The sequence below is a fragment of the Providencia sp. PROV156 genome (assembly GCF_028480905.1).
GTDB classification, from domain to species: Bacteria; Pseudomonadota; Gammaproteobacteria; order Enterobacterales; family Enterobacteriaceae; genus Providencia; species Providencia hangzhouensis.
Window position 1 is genome coordinate 1 of record NZ_JAMPPE010000039.1, and the last position, 16,752, is coordinate 16,752.

Genomic DNA, 16,752 nt, shown 5'->3' on the forward strand with positions numbered 1-16,752 from the left:
AAGTATGACGAGTATTTTTTGAGGAAAAAAAAATTAACCGCCATGAGCGACGATAACTCTTCGAGTAGCGATAACCCTGGTCCTAAGAAAGGGTTCTTTGCACTGTTAAATCACCTATTCCATGGTGAACCTAAAAATCGTGATGATTTGGTCGAATTAATCCGCGACTCTGAACAGAACGATTTGATCGATCCTGACACCCGCGAAATGCTTGAAGGGGTAATGGATATTGCGGATCAGCGTGTGCGCGACATTATGATCCCGCGTTCCCAAATTGTTACCTTAAAACGTAACCAAACGCTTGATGAGTGCCTTGATGTCATTATTGACTCTGCTCACTCACGCTTCCCTGTTATTAGTGAAGATAAAGACCATATCGAAGGGTTATTAATGGCAAAAGATTTACTGCCATTTATGCGTACTGACGCTGAGCCTTTTAGTATCGATAAGGTATTACGCCAAGCGGTTGTTGTCCCTGAAAGTAAGCGAGTAGACAGACTACTCAAAGAATTCCGCTCTCAACGCTACCATATGGCTATCGTTATCGATGAGTTTGGTGGTGTTTCTGGTCTAGTGACCATTGAAGATATTTTAGAGCTCATCGTGGGCGAAATTGAAGACGAATACGACGACCAAGACGATGTTGATATTCGTCAACTTAGCCGCCATTCTTATTCTGTGCGCGCCCTTACGCAGATTGAAGATTTCAATGAAGCCTTTGGGACTCATTTTAGTGACGAAGAGGTTGATACGGTCGGTGGCCTCGTTATGCAAGCCTTCGGTCATCTACCTTCTCGTGGTGAAACCATCACAATTGACAACTATCAATTTAAAGTTGCGATGGCAGATAGTCGCCGGATCCTTCTGCTTCACGTGAAAATTCCAGACGACGCGCCAGTTCCAACTTTGGAAGAAGAACAGACTTAATGAACTCAACGTCTATTTATCAAAGTCAGCGGTTGCGGTTACTGCTGGCTTTAATTTTCGGAGCCAGTGGAACGCTGGCTTTTTCGCCTTTTGACATCTGGCCTGCCGCACTTCTTTCTATCCTTTTTCTCCAATTACTGACCTTGCAGCGCACAGCCAAGCAATCTTTTGCTATCGGTTTCGCTTGGGGATTTGGCTTATTCGGTAGTGGCGTTAACTGGGTTTACGTCAGTATCGCGGATTTTGGGGGGATGCCAGGGCCTGTTAACGTCTTTATTGTCATTCTTTTGGCAGCATACCTTTCCCTTTATACGGGGCTTTTTGGGGCATTGATGGCTAAATTTGCCCCACATGCCAATATTTGGCGTTTAGTATTTCTTGCTCCTGCCCTGTGGCAAGTCACTGAGTTTTTACGTGGTTGGGTTCTCACTGGTTTCCCATGGCTGCAATTTGGCTACAGCCAAATTGATGGCCCCATGAAATCGCTCGCTCCAATATTCGGCGTCGAAATGATCACATTGCTATTATTTAGCATTAGTGGTTTGTTAGTGCTCGCTATCCTACGTCGTAGCTTTATTGCATTAGCCACAGCGGTAGTTTTACTGTTTGCCCCATTAGTTGCCAAAAATATTCAGTGGTTTACCCCGCTTGAAGACAACAAAATGCAGGTGGCATTAGTTCAAGGTAATATCCCGCAATCAATGAAATGGGAAGCCAGTTTTTTACAGAAAACCAAAGATACCTATATGGAGTTATCTCGTCCTTATATTGGTAAAGCATCGCTAATTATCTGGCCTGAATCTGCCGTACCTTCTGTTGAACTGGATAACCAAGCATGGCTAAAATCCCTCGACCGGCTGTTAGCGGCTTCGAACACTCAATTAATCACAGGGATCGTTGATGCAAGGCCAATGGATGGGGAATATGAGTTCTTTAATACGATTATTGTATTAGGGGATAAAAACCCGTATCTCTACCCATCAAAAAACCGTTATAACAAACATCATTTAGTGCCATTTGGGGAGTTTGTTCCATTAGAAGATATCCTGCGCCCTATTGCACCGTTTTTTAACTTACCGATGTCTGGATTCAGCCGTGGTGATTACCAACAAGCCCAACTCGCTGTAGGGAATATTCACCTCACTGCCGCTATTTGTTATGAAATTATCTTAGGTACACAGGTCAGAGATAATTTTAAACCTGATAGCGACTACTTACTTACTGTTTCAAATGATGCGTGGTTTGGCCAATCTATCGGCCCATGGCAGCATTTCCAAATGGCACGTATGCGTTCGTTAGAATTGGGACGCCCATTATTACGTTCCACTAATAACGGAATAACTGCGGTGATCCGTGCGGATGGTTCAATACAAGATATGCTACCACAATTTAAAACAGCGACTCTTGCCACTGAAGTCACACCGACAACAGGGCTAACCCCTTACGCACGTTGGAGTAATCATCCAATGTGGGGAATCGCCATTATGTTTGGTATTCTTGGTTTTGCTATGAATAGACGTCAAAAGTAACGATGTTGACCCCACCTCGGTACCTGTAAATGAGGTGGGGAAATTAGCTAAGCAACCAATAACCCCTGTGTGTCCGCAATCTTCACCGTCACAATACAGCCTGAATTAAATTGTAAGAAATCATCTTCAATGCCATCAGAAAAAATAACGCCGTTATCTGGCATTAATGACTCAACAGCTAACGGGCTACTCGGCTCAATCGTGCCAAAAACCCATCTAGTTCCTGTCGTTTTACTTAAAAACGGCTCCCTAACACTAAATTGTAATTTACTTTCCCCCCAACCAAATCCTTTTGCCAATGGGTGAGTACTTACTCCCATAATGGCCTGTGCTCCCGCTAAAATAGATTGAAACCACCCCGTTGACCCAAGTCCTGTGGATATAATTATTCCAGAAGATGATTGAAACTCTTGTTCCCCACTCCAGTTCAATAAATAGCGTGCCGAAGTGTGGCTTTTCGGGCCAATGAATAAATCGTTTACCGCTAATAGTGATTGCCCATCATTGGTTGTAGCTTGTGCAAAAGTCACTATTTTTTGCTCTATTTTTCCTTTTAAGGTATTTATCACGACTTCCTGCAATTGGCCTATTTCAAAAGGAAGTAGTTGGCCATCCCACCTTTTAGGATCAGGGTTAATAGCAATAACTGGCTGTCCATTTAAGTATTTCAAGGTATTCGCCACTAAACCATCTTGGCCAATGACAACAACAATATCGTGTTTAGAAAATTGGTAACTAGGCAATAATTTTCGTTCCAATAATTGAAATCTACCCAATGATTTCAATACCGATTCGGCTTGTACTAATTGGCGCTGATATAAATCATGCTCATTTAAATAATCGCTGACTTCAACATGGTTATGCTCCAAGTAAAATTTGGCTTGAAGCCAGGTGTTAAAGCGTTCAATCAATTCCTGTAAACGCGTTTTACGCATGACTAATACAAATCGCACGTCATTATTCCTTTGCATTATTTACCTCCTTTTTTCATTAACTGGCTAAATAAATCAGGCGATATATTGAGCTCACCAATTTTTCCAGCATTTTGTGCCAATGATTCGAATGCCATCGCCATCAACTGCTCAGGTCCCATTTTAGCCAACGCTAACGCTTTTAAGTTTTCAACGGGTAATTGACTGTAAGCTTTCATTTTAGATTCAATGGAATAAGCATCTGCATCAGACTGTATACGCTGGTTTTCAACACTAAGCGCAACCAGCTCATTGCGTTTTGCCTCTGCACTTACTTGTGCAATTAACTCTTCTTGCTCTATTTCGGCTCGCTCTCGCAATATTTTTCGCTCATTATCAAGACGAGCCTCTTCAATTTGTTGTTCTTTGGCCTGAACAGATAAATCTGTTTCTAATTCAGCTTCTTTAATTGTTCGCTCTTGTTCTACAGAAAACTTACGTCTTGCATAAATGGCATCATCAGCCTCTTTCAGTATGGATTCTCTCGCTTGTGCTTCTAACGCTTTGAGCGTTTCAGGTAATGGTGCGATGGCAGAAATAGAAACATCCAAAATTTCAATTCCCAGTGACTCAATAACCGCCTGCTCTGCTAATTGCTGGTTCACCAAAATCACTAATGATTGGCTAATCAATAATGCATCTCGCAATGAAGTAGTTTGTATTTTGGCTTGAATCACTGTTTGAGCTGCTCGCACAACTCGGTCACTTAATTTAAGGGGATCTTCAGAAGAATAGCTTTTCCCATCCTTAGATAAATTAAAATTTAAGACGTCCGCGGTTTTTTCCGGCTGCTTTACCTGAAAAGAAATTTGCCCCTGTATACGTAAACTTTGGAAATCAGACGTTTGTAAATTAAAAATAAATGGGGCTTCTTGGGCATTTAATGGAAGTGCCGCAATGGATGTTTTATCGGAGTTATACCAAAAACTGAGCCCCTTACCTTGCTTACGCACTTTCCCATTCACCGATTGAATAACAAAAGTTGATGAGTCTGCTTTGAAATATTTAAAGTTAATCATAGTGGATTCCTCATTATTGTCTTTATGACCTTAATTAATTATTGTCTTATAGACACAAATAAGTCAAGCATTAAATGTCTTAATGACAATAACTATTTTTACCTGTATGATTTAACCCTAAACTTCATCTTTAGCGTTGAGTGGTAACAATATGAATGAAAAAGAGTTTCTTGCTAGTTATGACAGAAAAGATTATTTATCGCCTTTACTCACTGTCGACGCCGTTTTATTTACTTACCATGAAAACACGTTGAAAGTATTACTGGTTGAGCGAGCAAGTTTCCCTGAAAAAGGGAAATGGGGCTTACCGGGAGGATTTATTGATGAGCAAAATGATCAAACCTTAGAAGAGACTGTTTTACGTAAACTAAAAGAAAAAACAGGAGTTATTCCTCCTTATGTTGAGCAACTTTGTACGGAAGGAAACCACCAACGAGACCCTCGCGGCTGGTCTGTCACTGTTTGCTACACAGCTCTAATTGCTTACCAAGCCTGCGAAGCCCATATTGATACCGTGGATTCTGTAAAATGGGTTTCTATTGATGAAATTGAACAACTGACTCTTGCATTCGACCACCTCAAACTTTATCAACAAGCGAGAGAACGCCTAAAGCAAAAATCACTCTATTCGATAGTTCCAGGTTTTGCATTACCTGACGTTTTTACCTTAGCAGAGCTACAACATGTCCATGAAGTTTTGATTGGTAAGCCTTTACAAAATAAATCGTTTAGGCGCCGACTCGAACAAGCTGATTTGTTAATTGATACCGGAGAAAAACGCCACGAGCGTGGCCGACCCGCTAATTTGTATCGTTTAAAACCACAATCAGCGGACTACCGTTTTATTCGTAATTTAGAATTTTAATCATTGATATGCCTGATAAACAAATATTATCAGGCATTCCAATGAATGCTATTGGCAAATTGCAGGGGTAACAATATAGGTAAAAATGAGTTTGTTAGACTTATGATAATTATGCGTAATGCCTTCGGGAAACATTTCATGCAAAATATCCATACCTGCATTTTTACCGCAATAGTTGCGATTTAAAATCTCACGCATATTTTGCTGCCAGCTATCACCTTCCAATATATTGTCAGGGATCCCTTTGATCGTGTATTGGTAAAATAACATGCCATTTTTAGCAGTCACTTCCGTCAATAGTGTTACGTCATCAATCAGCATAGGCAATGATTCCGCCATGTCAGATAGAAAAATGCCCCGTAACATCGTTGGGTCATCATCTCCTTTTGCATTAAACGCATTGATTTTATCTTCTGTTGAATTAGCTTTTATTTCATCATAACGCTGTTCTATTTTTGAATTTTCTATTGTTCCTGATGGTTCTTTCGTTGTCGTTTTTTCTTCCACATCAGGGGAGCATCCCGTGATTAATACCGCGCCTAAAAATAATCCAACCACTTTTTTAAACATAGCCATCCCATTCACCTATTTTATTATTTATATAGCCGAATGAGTTTACCATAATGATAAATTAAACTTATAGGCAGAAAAGTCCCCTTTTTTAGGTCAAAGGGGATGGTGGAAAGTTAAAAGGATGCCAACCACATACGCATTTTTAGACCATAAGAGCTAGTCCAGCCCGATGTAAAGCTAACTAATTCACCGTTATCAATTACCATAAATGTGGGAGTTGCGCTGACCCCAACCGCATTGGAAAGCTGACCGCTGGTATCGTTAATCACAGGAAACGTTAATTCCTTGTTTTCCATTCCCTTGATTAAGCGAGATGTTTCACCTGAACGTATCGCGACCGAAATAATTGGCATACCTGATTGGCTTAACTCTGATACCGTTGGCGAAGTCAAATTACATACCCCACACCAAGTTGCCCAAAAATACACTAGAATCGGTTTTTCTTTACTTAACTCAGCTAATGAAACGCTCTCACCATTCACTAGAGTGTGCTGCTCCAATAATACGGGCGCAAGGGTTTGTGGTTTGCGCCATAAATCCATCACCGTAAAGGCAATAAATAAAATAATTGCCAAAACAATAATTTCTTTAGACCACTTTTTTATTTTATTCATATAGTTACTTACCTATTTGTTATCAAATAGTACAAATCAAAGATGTAAGAAACCAAAACATCCACTTAAAATGAATGCTTTAGCATTTAATTAAATATTTTTTTCCTATCCTCTAATTTTAGAGTTTGGATTGTTTAATCTTTATCCTCTAATTCTAGAGTTTGGATTATTTAATCTTTATCCTCTAATTTTAGAGTTTGGATTATTTAATCTTTATCCTCTAAATAATTCGCGTTGTGGCTAGGCGGCGAGTGAAACTAAGCCCTAGGAGCATACATAAGTATGTGACTAGGGTTAGTAAGCGAAGCCAACAACGCCACAGCGCGAAGTATGACGAGGATTATTTGAGCTTAGCGAGCTGCTCCTTCACTACCGCCTCAAACTGCTGTGCATCAATAGCACCTGGGATCATTTCATCACCCACCAATGTTGCTGGGGTACCATTCACACCCAATTTTTCTGCCAATATCATATTGGTACGAATACCATCGCGGCTCTTATCACTCGCTTTTAGCTTATCGTTGCCAGTGGCTTTGAGAGCATCTTTGATATTTGCATCTGATAGCATGCCCTGTTTTTGCATAAATTTATGGTGTAAAGCTTCAAATGCTTTCGGGTCTTCTTGCCACAGTGTCATGGTTAACTGAGCTGAATCCATTGATGTTTGGCCTTTAAATGGTAAATATTTGATTACCACTGCCACATCATTTGGATATTTTTTCACAATATCCATCAGTTGAGGGTCGAAACGCTTACAGAATGGGCAGTTAAAATCAGTAAAGTTAACTAAAACTAACTTGGCATCTTTTTTACCGATACGCGGGCTGGTTGGGTCATTGAATAAAGCATCGTGCTCCGCTTTTAACGTTTCTTTCATTTGGGCTTGTTGTTTTTCCCCTTGTTTGGCTTGCAGGGCAACGATAGCTTCTTCAAGAATTTCAGGGTTTTCAACCAAAGTATCACGCACTAATTTACGCACTTGTGCTTCTTGGTCTGCACTCAAAGGTGCCGCCTGTGCTACTGATCCAATCATTAGTGACGAAAATAAAACAGCTAAAATTGTTTTTTTCATTTTGTGGCTCCTTTGGCCTGATTCATAACGGATATTAGCGATTCACGATCAAGTATCGTTGAAAGTACTTCGCCTTCGGCCAAATTTGGGCCATAGATTTGATTAAATGGAACAGCGACCTGCCCACGTTTTTGTAAAAATGCAGTAATTTCAGGTGAAGGTTTCGTCCAATCACCCCGTAAAGCAACAACATCGGGTTCACTAAGCAGCTGTTGGATATCATCTCTTAGCAATACATTATATTTATTTGCCTTACAGGTTACGCACCATTCCGCGGTAACATCAATAAATACGCGTTTATTATCCGCTAGCGCATCATTAATTGCCTGTTCAGTTAGCGGTTGCCAATTCACCGTATCTTTAACGAGAGAACGGCTACCAGAGTGCTGTTCTTGCGTCATCCAAACAAATCCACCAGCAAAAACGGCAAATAATATAAATGGCAAGATAGCCGCCCTTACACCACGTTTTATCGCGATAAAGACCACTAATAACACTAAGAAAATGACAGCAATCGCGGTCGAAGTAGAGACACCAAAATGCGGAATTAATAAGCTAATTAGCCATAAGCTGGAAACTAGCATCATGACTCCAAGTATTGCACGCAATTTGAGCATCCACATACCCGGTTTTGGTAACAACCTCGCAATAGCAGGAAAAGCGGCAATTAATAGCCAAGGCAAACTCATTCCGACACCTAATGCCGTGAAGATCAACCACAACTCTTCCATTGGCGCTGCCAGTGCAAAGGCCACGGCTGTGCCCAAAAATGGTGCAGAACAAGGCGTTGCCAACAATGTCGCGAATACCCCTTGCCAGAAATGACCACTATTGCCATGACCACCTGCTGTCGCCAAGCGTGTATTAGCCTTACTACCAAGGTTGATTTCGAATAAACCAAATAAATTTGCAGTAAATAACGCCGTTACCACCACCATAAAGCCGATAAACCACGGGTTTTGGAACTGAATACCCCAGCCAACGGCTTGCTGACCGACCCGCAGTAAGGTCATCAGTAAGGCGAGTAACCAGAAGGAAACCAAAATCCCTGAAGAAGACAGTAAAAATTGGCGACGAATGGTTTTCTGCTCACCTTGCGGAACCATTAAGACTGAGCCCAGTTTCATGGCGAGCACAGGAAGAACGCATGGCATTAGATTAAGGATCAAACCACCTAAAAGTGCAAATAACACCACTTGCCATAAAGACGTACCGCTCACTTTTGACGCTATTGTGCCAGTAAATGTGCTAACTTGATGGCTAATTTGCTGGGAAATGTCACCATCAGAAACCACAAAAGAAATGGTTTTTCCGGTTAAATTAGGAGACTCGCCCCCCCAATCATCACCAACATCTATTGTTGCTGTTAAATGTTCTCCTGATGTTTCTATTACAGGTACGCCTAACGCCGCCCCTTCAACCACATCAGTGAAAATGTTCGGTTGTTCCCACGAGTTCCCTGTATTTTTTTGTAATTCAATGATTAGCTTATCATTAGCAAAACCAACTTTGGCTTGCTCAACTAAACCACTTGATGGTGGAACTGCACCTTTGGCTTGGTTAAATGCCCAAGTAAAGTCAGCAGGAACAGGTTCTGTTAAATCGAGCTCAAATGGGTAATCGGTTAAAATACAAACATTACTACATGTTGATAATGTTAACGTTCCTGCCAGTTTGTCCAACTTCTCATTACTTGTTACTGTTATAGGGAAAATCACATCGCCCATATAACCTTGAGTTGAAACACCAGCAACATCAAAGCGCCCTGGTGTTGGCCATTGCCAATCTGTTGATTCAACAGGTGACGACCAGACAATTTCAGGCGCTACTCCGCCTTCGCCTGGTGAGCGCCAATAGGTTTTCCACCCCTCATCAAGTTGCACATCAAGCAAAACTTCAATTTTGCCATTTTCTTGTGCGGAACTTAATAACCTGACCTGCGCATGCCGTGGAGTGTTGTCATTCATCCACCCCGTATTCGCAGGTTGCAACCACCCCGTATCCGCAGCATATAAACTGCTCGAAAATAGTGCAAAAAATATAAAAAATGAATTAATTAAAAAACGCATTGTTTCCTCCAGAATAAATTACACAAACGAGTCCCTATTCGTTGTGTGTTAATTCCGAAGATTACAAAATTGTAAGTGTCTTCTGACTCTTGGAGGGGCATGCTTCTCTTCATTATTTGCTCTAGATATAAATAGATTAGTACAAAATAAAGTTAGCGCAGCCAAAGTAAGGAACATAAAGAAGAATGGTTCAAGCACAGCAGGTAACAAAGTCATTAATGACTTGGCGCTCAGTTCACAACTAGAAAGATGTGTACTACTGCCATCACCTTGTTTTACTTGTGATTGTTCGATATAGGAAAGGTTAGCTCCAGTATTAATTTGCACTTGAGCTAAGACATCTGGCACAAAAAAATTGGCGAGCAGACGCTCTCCGACGGCGCGTTGATTCATACAAATCAATACCATCAGACAGGCGAATATCACTAATCCTTTACCTAATTTTAAATGCCTGTTCATGCGCACCTTGGTATAACTTCCTGAAATAATACTAATTATGCGACTTTGATAACCATAACGATAAAAACCAGTCTTTGATTAATACCGTTACACCGTCTATAAGTTAAATAGAGGTTACATCTTACACAGCAAAATATTCCGTACAAGTGTCATCAGCTAACTTTACAAATATTATTCTCTTCCCAATGAACAAAAATGCAGTTCCATCAAAACTAGGCACGTAAATTGCTTTATCCAATATATGACATGAAACGAAGATAGATTGCACCTTAACAGTGCGTGACTATCAGTTTAGGACAATATTAAGTGGCAAATCACCATGTTAGTGCGGTAATTCAAAAATTACCCAAATAATATGCGAGACAGCTCCCGAAATTGAAACAATTTGTTTTCATTAATTAACAAATTTAATTACTTTTTAACAACAATAAAACATATAGCGGATAATCGCGGTATTGTCTAAATCTGCGAAACATTTGCAAACACAACACTACAAAACCACAGTAATTCAGGTGTTATCTCGTGATGACCCCTTAAAATTACAACGGGTTTACACCGATGTTCTAAAGGAGTTGTAATTATGCGTATAAGTAAACTTGTATTATCGATGATGATTTTAGGTGCAACCTGCGCAGTCCAAGCAGAAGAATTAAACGGCACTCTGAAAAAAATCAAAGACAACGGTGTAATAGTTGTTGGTCATCGTGAATCATCCGTACCGTTCTCTTACTATGATAATAGCCAGAAAGTGGTTGGTTACTCGCAGGATTATTCAAATGCCATTGTTGATGCAGTGAAGAAAAAATTAAACATGCCTGATCTGCAAGTCAAACTCATTCCCATTACATCACAAAACCGTATTCCACTCCTGCAAAATGGCACATTTGATTTTGAATGTGGTTCAACAACCAATAACGTAGAAAGACAAAAACAAGCAGCTTTCTCTAACACTATCTTTGTGGTCGGGACACGCTTACTCACCAAAGGTGATTCCGGTGTAAAAGACTTTGCTGACTTAGCCGGTAAAAATGTTGTCGTGACCTCAGGTACGACTTCTGAAATTCTGTTGAATCAGTTGAATGATGAAAAAAATATGAAAATGCGCATTATCAGCGCGAAAGACCATGGTGACTCATTCCGTACCTTGGAGTCAGGCCGTGCTGTCGCCTTTATGATGGATGATGCATTGTTAGCGGGTGAGCGAGCAAAAGCGAAAAAACCGGATATCTGGGAAATCGTTGGCAAACCGCAAACTGAAGAAGCTTATGGCTGTATGTTGCGTAAAGATGATCCTCAATTTAAAGCACTTATCGACGAAACCATTGCGAATGCACAGACCTCGGGGGTCGCAGAGAAATCCTTTGACCGCTGGTTCAATCAGCCTATTCCACCAAAAAATCTGAACCTGAAATTTACTTTGTCCGATGAAATGAAAGCCTTATTTAAAGAACCAAATGACAAAGCATTAAACTAATAAAAAGACAAACAGGGTATTACTGAAGTAAGAATTGCAAGGCGGTCGTTCCCCGCCTTGCATCCTCTCTTACGACAGTATTCGGGAATTACATTGCCCACAGGAAGTCAATATCATGTCTATTAACTGGAATTGGGGGATTTTCCTTCAGGAAGCCCCATTTGGGAATACCACCTACTTAGGGTGGTTAATATCTGGCCTCGAAGTCACCGTAACACTTTCTATTTGCGCTTGGATTATTGCATTTCTAGTCGGTTCATTTTTCGGTATTTTACGTACCGTACCTAACCGTTTCTTAGCTTTTTTAGGTACCGCATATGTAGAATTATTCCGTAACGTGCCGCTTATTGTACAATTTTTTACTTGGTATTTAGTTATTCCAGAACTTCTCCCGCGTTCAATCGGGGATTGGTTTAAAATGGATTTAGATCCTAACTACCAATTCTTTATTTCATCAATGCTTTGCCTTGGATTATTCACCGCAGCACGGATGACTGAGCAAGTGCGCGCAGCCATTCAGTCACTACCTAGAGGGCAAAAAAGTGCCGCACTCGCAATGGGGCTGACTTTGCCACAAACCTATCGCTACGTTCTATTACCCAATGCCTATCGGGTTATTTTGCCACCAATGACGTCAGAAATGTTGAACTTGGTTAAAAACTCAGCCATTGCGTCAACCATTGGCTTAGTCGATATGGCAGCACAAGCCGGAAAACTACTGGACTATTCTGCTCACGCGTGGGAATCCTTTACCGCAATTACGTTAGCTTATGTCGGTATTAACGTCATTATCATGATTCTGATGACGTTATTAGAGCGCAAAGTTCGCTTACCTGGCACTCTTGGAGGGCGGTAAAATGATGTATGAATTTGACTGGAGCTCAATTGCTCCGAGTATGCCCTTTTTAATCGATGGCTTTATTGTCACAGCAAAAATCACACTAACCGCGATAGTGGTCGGAATTTTGTGGGGTACCGTCCTTGCCGTGATGCGGTTATCCACATTCAAACCAATTAGCTGGTTTGCGGCCTTGTATGTGAATACATTCCGTTCTATTCCGTTGGTTATGGTTTTACTGTGGTTTTACTTAATCGTACCTAGCTTATTACAAAATGTTCTAGGCTTATCACCAAAAAATGATATTCGTTTAATTTCTGCAATGATAGCCTTCTCTCTTTTTGAAGCGGCCTATTACTCTGAGATTATTCGTGCTGGTATTCAAAGTATTTCACGAGGACAAGCCTCTGCGGCGTTAGCTTTGGGAATGACAAATATGCAAACTATGCGGCTCGTGGTGTTACCGCAAGCCTTTAAAGCCATGGTGCCATTGTTGTTAACTCAAGGGATTGTGCTGTTCCAAGACTCATCCCTCGTGTATGTGCTCAGTTTGACAGACTTTTTCCGTACCGCCACCAATATTGGTGAGCGTGATGGGACACAAGTAGAGATGGTACTGTTTGCGGGTCTGGTGTACTTTATTGTCAGTTTTGGCGCTTCTATGTTAGTGAATTATCTTAAGAAAAGGACTGTTTCATGATAACCCTGAAAAATGTATCCAAATGGTATGGCCAATTTCAGGTGCTTACAGACTGCACAACTGAAGTTAAAAAAGGTGAGGTTGTGGTTGTGTGCGGGCCATCTGGTTCTGGTAAATCCACATTAATAAAAACAGTGAATGGTTTAGAGCCGATTCAACAGGGTGAGATTTTTGTGAATGATATTCAAGTTAATAACAAAAAAACTGACCTTGCAAAACTTCGCTCTAAAGTTGGGATGGTATTCCAACACTTCGAGCTATTTCCTCATTTGTCGATTATTGAAAATTTGACATTAGCGCAAGTTAAGGTATTAAACCGCGATAAAAAAGAAGCGGAAGCAAAAGGTTTGAAATTATTGGAACGCGTAGGTTTATCCAGCCATGCCAATAAATTTCCAGCTCAGCTTTCAGGTGGGCAACAACAGCGTGTCGCTATCGCTCGAGCACTGTGTATGGATCCTATCGCTATGCTATTTGATGAACCTACTTCAGCGCTAGACCCAGAAATGATCAACGAAGTGCTTGATGTTATGGTTGAATTAGCCAATGAAGGCATGACCATGATGGTGGTTACCCATGAAATGGGATTCGCCAAAAAAGTGGCTAATCGTGTTATTTTTATGGATGAAGGCAAGATAGTTGAAGACAGTAAAAAAGAAGATTTTTTTGCTAACCCACAATCCGACCGTGCAAAAGATTTTCTCGCAAAAATCCTCCATTAATATTCAAGAGGGAGCTCATTAGCTCCCTCGTCTTATCACTGCGCTATTAGCAAATAAATCAACAGCAACAACCTGAATTCGAAATAGATCAATAAACCACTACCATTTAACAAACTTTTTAGTTAAGTTGTTTGGTTATCAGCGTAAAATATCCTGATCCGTTCCCCGAAAAGCAATATCCAGCCTCCCTCGTAGGTTCAGCTAATCAACTATTGTTGTTTTCGGTGTAGATCCGCTATGCTATGCGATCTCAATTAAGAAAGACATTCACGCTACAGATGTAGCATTTATTCACCATAGGATTATCGGTGCCATGCAAGAACAATATCGTCCAGAAGATATAGAGCCTAAAGTACAGCGTCACTGGGATGAAAAAGCAACTTTCAAAGTGACTGAAGACAACAGCAAAGAAAAATACTACTGCCTGTCCATGCTACCTTACCCTTCTGGTCGACTACACATGGGCCACGTACGTAACTACACCATGGGTGACGTTATCTCTCGTTACCAACGTTTGTTGGGGAAAAACGTTCTCCAACCAATTGGTTGGGATGCGTTTGGTCTGCCTGCTGAAGGTGCTGCGGTTAAAAATAATACTGCTCCTGCGCCTTGGACTTATGCCAATATCGATTACATGAAAAACCAGCTGAAAATGCTCGGTTTCGGTTACGATTGGGATCGCGAAGTCACGACTTGTACCCCTGAATATTACCGTTGGGAACAATGGTTCTTCACTAAATTGTATGAAAAAGGTTTAGTGTACAAAAAAACCTCTGCGGTTAACTGGTGCCCACATGACTTAACTGTTTTGGCGAATGAACAAGTGGTTGATGGCTGCTGCTGGCGTTGTGACACCCCTGTTGAGCGCAAAGAAATCCCACAGTGGTTTATTAAAATTACCGACTACGCAGAAGAGCTGCTCAACGACCTTGACAAATTAGATGACTGGCCAGAGCAAGTCAAAACCATGCAGCGCAACTGGATCGGCCGTTCCGAAGGGACTGAGATCACGTTCAATGTTGCAGACCGTGATGAGACCTTAACAGTCTATACCACTCGCCCTGATACTTTTATGGGGGCAACTTATGTGGCTGTTGCAGCAGGTCACCCTCTGGCTAAAGAAGCCGCGACAAATAACCCTGAATTAGCCCAATTTATTGATGAGTGCCGTAATACCAAAACTGCGGAAGCAGATATGGCAACCATGGATAAAAAAGGTATGGCAACCGGTTTATTCGTTATTCATCCATTAACCCAAGAAAAGTTGCCAATTTGGGTCGCTAACTTTGTCTTAATGGAATACGGTACTGGTGCTGTTATGGCCGTTCCTGCCCATGACCAACGTGACTGGGAATTCGCTCACAAATATAACTTACCCATCAAAGCAGTTATTGCCGATGCTGATGGCAATGAGCCTGATTTATCCCAAGAAGCGATGACCGAAAAAAATGCACTGATTAACTCAGGTGAATTCAGTGGGTTAGACCACCAAGCTGGCTTCAATGCCATTTCAGACAAACTTGTCGCGCTAGGTGCAGGTCAACGTAAAGTAAACTACCGCTTACGTGACTGGGGTGTTTCACGTCAACGTTACTGGGGGGCACCAATCCCAATGGCAACATTGGAAGATGGTACTGTCGTTCCTGTTCCTGAAGACCAGTTACCTGTCATTTTGCCAGAAGATGTCGTGATGAACGGCATTACCAGCCCAATTAAAGCTGACCCTGAGTGGGCAAAAATGACCATTAACGGTCAACCTGCATTACGTGAAACCGATACCTTCGATACCTTTATGGAATCTTCTTGGTACTATGCACGTTATACCTGCCCGCAATATGACGACGGCATGTTAGACCCCGAGGCAGCAAACTACTGGTTACCGGTTGACCAATATATTGGTGGTATCGAACATGCCATCATGCACTTAATGTATTTCCGCTTCTTCCATAAGTTGATGCGTGATGCAGGGTTAGTCAACTCAGATGAACCAGCAAAACGCTTACTGTGCCAAGGCATGGTGCTTGCTGATGCATTCTATTATACGGGCAGCGATGGTCAGCGTGTTTGGGTTTCCCCAGCAGACGCCATTGTTGAACGTGACGACAAAAACCGTATTATTAAAGCCGTAGATAATGAAGGCCATGAACTGGTGTATACCGGTATGAGCAAAATGTCTAAGTCGAAAAACAACGGTATTGACCCACAATTAATGGTCGAAAAATACGGTGCGGATACCGTTCGCCTATTTATGATGTTTGCTGCACCACCAGAGTTAACCCTTGAGTGGCAAGAATCCAGCGTTGAAGGTGCTAACCGCTTCGTTCGTCGCGTTTGGCGTTTAGTACACGAGCACTCACAAAAAGGTGCAACTTCACCTTTAGATATCAGCACATTAACACCTGAACAAAAAGACTTACGTCGTGATCTGCACAAAACAATCGCGAAAGTCTCTGATGATTTCAGCCGTCGTTATGCATTCAACACTGCTATTGCTGCTATCATGGAATTCATGAACAAATTAGTTCGTGCACCACAAGAAACGGAACAAGACCGTGCATTAGTCCAAGAGTCTCTTGAGGCTATCACGCTGATGTTATCACCAATCATTCCACACGCTTGCTTTGAAATGTGGAAAGCGCTCGGTCACCAAACAGACATCGATTTCGCACAATGGCCTGTTGCTGATGAAAAAGCCATGATTGACGATACCAAACTGGTTGTCGTTCAAGTTAATGGTAAGGTTCGTGGTCGTATCACCGTTCCGGCTGATGCAAACCAAGAATTTGTCCTAGATATGGCAAAAAATGAACCGAGCGTAGCGAAATACCTTGAAGGTGTTGGCATCCGCAAAGTAATCTATGTCCCAGGCAAATTGCTAAACCTTGTTGTAGGTTAATATTAGGTTGTTGGCTGATAAGGA

General features: G+C 41.5%; 15 protein-coding genes. 8 read left to right on the forward strand and 7 right to left on the reverse strand.

The annotated features are described in order from the left end of the window. Positions 1 to 42: 42 nt before the first annotated feature. Positions 43 to 927, forward strand: a complete 885-nt coding sequence (gene corC, locus PSF31_RS19910; RefSeq protein ID WP_036958175.1) for a CNNM family magnesium/cobalt transport protein CorC — start codon at positions 43 to 45, stop codon at positions 925 to 927. Next, entirely contained in the window at positions 927 to 2,456 is a 1,530-nt protein-coding gene (gene lnt / locus PSF31_RS19915) for an apolipoprotein N-acyltransferase (RefSeq protein ID WP_004256995.1), read from the forward strand. The genes corC and lnt overlap by 1 nt, the downstream gene beginning before the upstream one ends. Positions 2,457 to 2,503: 47 nt before the next feature. Here lnt and PSF31_RS19920 read toward each other — a convergent pair whose 3' ends face one another. Next, positions 2,504 to 3,427 (reverse strand): sugar kinase, encoded by a 924-nt coding sequence (locus PSF31_RS19920; protein ID WP_096864954.1) that lies wholly within the window; start codon positions 3,425 to 3,427, stop codon positions 2,504 to 2,506. Further along, positions 3,427 to 4,446, reverse strand: coding sequence for an SPFH domain-containing protein (locus PSF31_RS19925; protein ID WP_004257001.1), 1,020 nt, complete (start codon positions 4,444 to 4,446; stop codon positions 3,427 to 3,429). Before PSF31_RS19925 ends, PSF31_RS19920 begins: the two co-directional genes overlap by 1 nt. A 151-nt stretch (positions 4,447 to 4,597) precedes the next feature. Here PSF31_RS19925 and PSF31_RS19930 point away from each other — a divergent pair, with 151 nt between their 5' ends. Further along, the gene (locus PSF31_RS19930) at positions 4,598 to 5,311 is read left to right on the forward strand and encodes an NUDIX hydrolase (protein WP_004257005.1); all 714 of its coding nucleotides are present in this window, start codon (positions 4,598 to 4,600) and stop codon (positions 5,309 to 5,311) included. Positions 5,312 to 5,359: 48 nt separating this feature from the next. Here the strand turns inward: PSF31_RS19930 and PSF31_RS19935 are convergent, their stop codons facing one another. The 5 genes from PSF31_RS19935 to PSF31_RS19955 all read right to left on the reverse strand — a co-directional run bounded on the left by PSF31_RS19935 (position 5,360) and on the right by PSF31_RS19955 (position 10,098). After that, the gene (locus PSF31_RS19935) at positions 5,360 to 5,887 is read right to left on the reverse strand and encodes a protein K (RefSeq protein ID WP_096864955.1); all 528 of its coding nucleotides are present in this window, start codon (positions 5,885 to 5,887) and stop codon (positions 5,360 to 5,362) included. Between the two features lie 110 nt (positions 5,888 to 5,997). Next, positions 5,998 to 6,498 (reverse strand): redoxin domain-containing protein, encoded by a 501-nt coding sequence (locus PSF31_RS19940; RefSeq protein WP_096864956.1) that lies wholly within the window; start codon positions 6,496 to 6,498, stop codon positions 5,998 to 6,000. A gap of 340 nt (positions 6,499 to 6,838) precedes the next feature. After that, positions 6,839 to 7,570, reverse strand: a complete 732-nt coding sequence (locus tag PSF31_RS19945; protein ID WP_004257016.1) for a DsbA family protein — start codon at positions 7,568 to 7,570, stop codon at positions 6,839 to 6,841. Next, a complete protein-coding gene (locus tag PSF31_RS19950) occupies positions 7,567 to 9,639 on the reverse strand; it encodes a protein-disulfide reductase DsbD family protein (protein ID WP_096864957.1) in 2,073 nt (690 codons plus the stop codon). Before PSF31_RS19950 ends, PSF31_RS19945 begins: the two co-directional genes overlap by 4 nt. A gap of 48 nt (positions 9,640 to 9,687) precedes the next feature. Beyond that, positions 9,688 to 10,098, reverse strand: coding sequence for a metal resistance protein (locus PSF31_RS19955; RefSeq protein ID WP_096864958.1), 411 nt, complete (start codon positions 10,096 to 10,098; stop codon positions 9,688 to 9,690). Positions 10,099 to 10,678: 580 nt separating this feature from the next. Here PSF31_RS19955 and PSF31_RS19960 point away from each other — a divergent pair. From PSF31_RS19960 to leuS, 5 genes are all read left to right on the forward strand, one after another. After that, the gene (locus PSF31_RS19960; RefSeq protein WP_004908948.1) at positions 10,679 to 11,572 is read left to right on the forward strand and encodes an amino acid ABC transporter substrate-binding protein; all 894 of its coding nucleotides are present in this window, start codon (positions 10,679 to 10,681) and stop codon (positions 11,570 to 11,572) included. A gap of 115 nt (positions 11,573 to 11,687) precedes the next feature. Continuing rightward, a complete protein-coding gene (locus PSF31_RS19965) occupies positions 11,688 to 12,428 on the forward strand; it encodes an amino acid ABC transporter permease (RefSeq protein WP_004257036.1) in 741 nt (246 codons plus the stop codon). Positions 12,429 to 12,432: 4 nt separating this feature from the next. Further along, positions 12,433 to 13,110 carry a glutamate/aspartate ABC transporter permease GltK gene (gene gltK / locus PSF31_RS19970; RefSeq protein ID WP_036958176.1) on the forward strand — a complete coding sequence of 226 codons (678 nt, stop codon included), beginning with the start codon at positions 12,433 to 12,435 and terminating at the stop codon, positions 13,108 to 13,110. Next, complete coding sequence (locus PSF31_RS19975; protein ID WP_004257041.1) at positions 13,107 to 13,832, forward strand: amino acid ABC transporter ATP-binding protein; 726 nt, start codon at positions 13,107 to 13,109, stop codon at positions 13,830 to 13,832. Before gltK ends, PSF31_RS19975 begins: the two co-directional genes overlap by 4 nt. Before the next feature lie 313 nt (positions 13,833 to 14,145). Continuing rightward, the gene (gene leuS, locus PSF31_RS19980) at positions 14,146 to 16,728 is read left to right on the forward strand and encodes a leucine--tRNA ligase (RefSeq protein WP_004257043.1); all 2,583 of its coding nucleotides are present in this window, start codon (positions 14,146 to 14,148) and stop codon (positions 16,726 to 16,728) included. Positions 16,729 to 16,752: the final 24 nt, after the last annotated feature.

Bases quoted from the DNA above. Each gene is read 5' to 3' on its own strand.
- leuS (WP_004257043.1), top strand. From the start codon at position 14,146: ATGCAAGAACAATATCGTCCAGAAGATATAGAGCCTAAAGTACAGCGT.
- gltK (WP_036958176.1), top strand. From the start codon at position 12,433: ATGTATGAATTTGACTGGAGCTCAATTGCTCCGAGTATGCCCTTTTTA.
- PSF31_RS19945 (WP_004257016.1), bottom strand. From the start codon at position 7,570: ATGAAAAAAACAATTTTAGCTGTTTTATTTTCGTCACTAATGATTGGA.
- PSF31_RS19955 (WP_096864958.1), bottom strand. From the start codon at position 10,098: ATGAACAGGCATTTAAAATTAGGTAAAGGATTAGTGATATTCGCCTGT.
- PSF31_RS19940 (WP_096864956.1), bottom strand. From the start codon at position 6,498: ATGAATAAAATAAAAAAGTGGTCTAAAGAAATTATTGTTTTGGCAATT.
- corC (WP_036958175.1), top strand. From the start codon at position 43: ATGAGCGACGATAACTCTTCGAGTAGCGATAACCCTGGTCCTAAGAAA.
- PSF31_RS19950 (WP_096864957.1), bottom strand. From the start codon at position 9,639: ATGCGTTTTTTAATTAATTCATTTTTTATATTTTTTGCACTATTTTCG.
- PSF31_RS19960 (WP_004908948.1), top strand. From the start codon at position 10,679: ATGCGTATAAGTAAACTTGTATTATCGATGATGATTTTAGGTGCAACC.
- PSF31_RS19975 (WP_004257041.1), top strand. From the start codon at position 13,107: ATGATAACCCTGAAAAATGTATCCAAATGGTATGGCCAATTTCAGGTG.
- PSF31_RS19925 (WP_004257001.1), bottom strand. From the start codon at position 4,446: ATGATTAACTTTAAATATTTCAAAGCAGACTCATCAACTTTTGTTATT.
- lnt (WP_004256995.1), top strand. From the start codon at position 927: ATGAACTCAACGTCTATTTATCAAAGTCAGCGGTTGCGGTTACTGCTG.
- PSF31_RS19935 (WP_096864955.1), bottom strand. From the start codon at position 5,887: ATGGCTATGTTTAAAAAAGTGGTTGGATTATTTTTAGGCGCGGTATTA.
- PSF31_RS19930 (WP_004257005.1), top strand. From the start codon at position 4,598: ATGAATGAAAAAGAGTTTCTTGCTAGTTATGACAGAAAAGATTATTTA.
- PSF31_RS19965 (WP_004257036.1), top strand. From the start codon at position 11,688: ATGTCTATTAACTGGAATTGGGGGATTTTCCTTCAGGAAGCCCCATTT.
- PSF31_RS19920 (WP_096864954.1), bottom strand. From the start codon at position 3,427: ATGCAAAGGAATAATGACGTGCGATTTGTATTAGTCATGCGTAAAACG.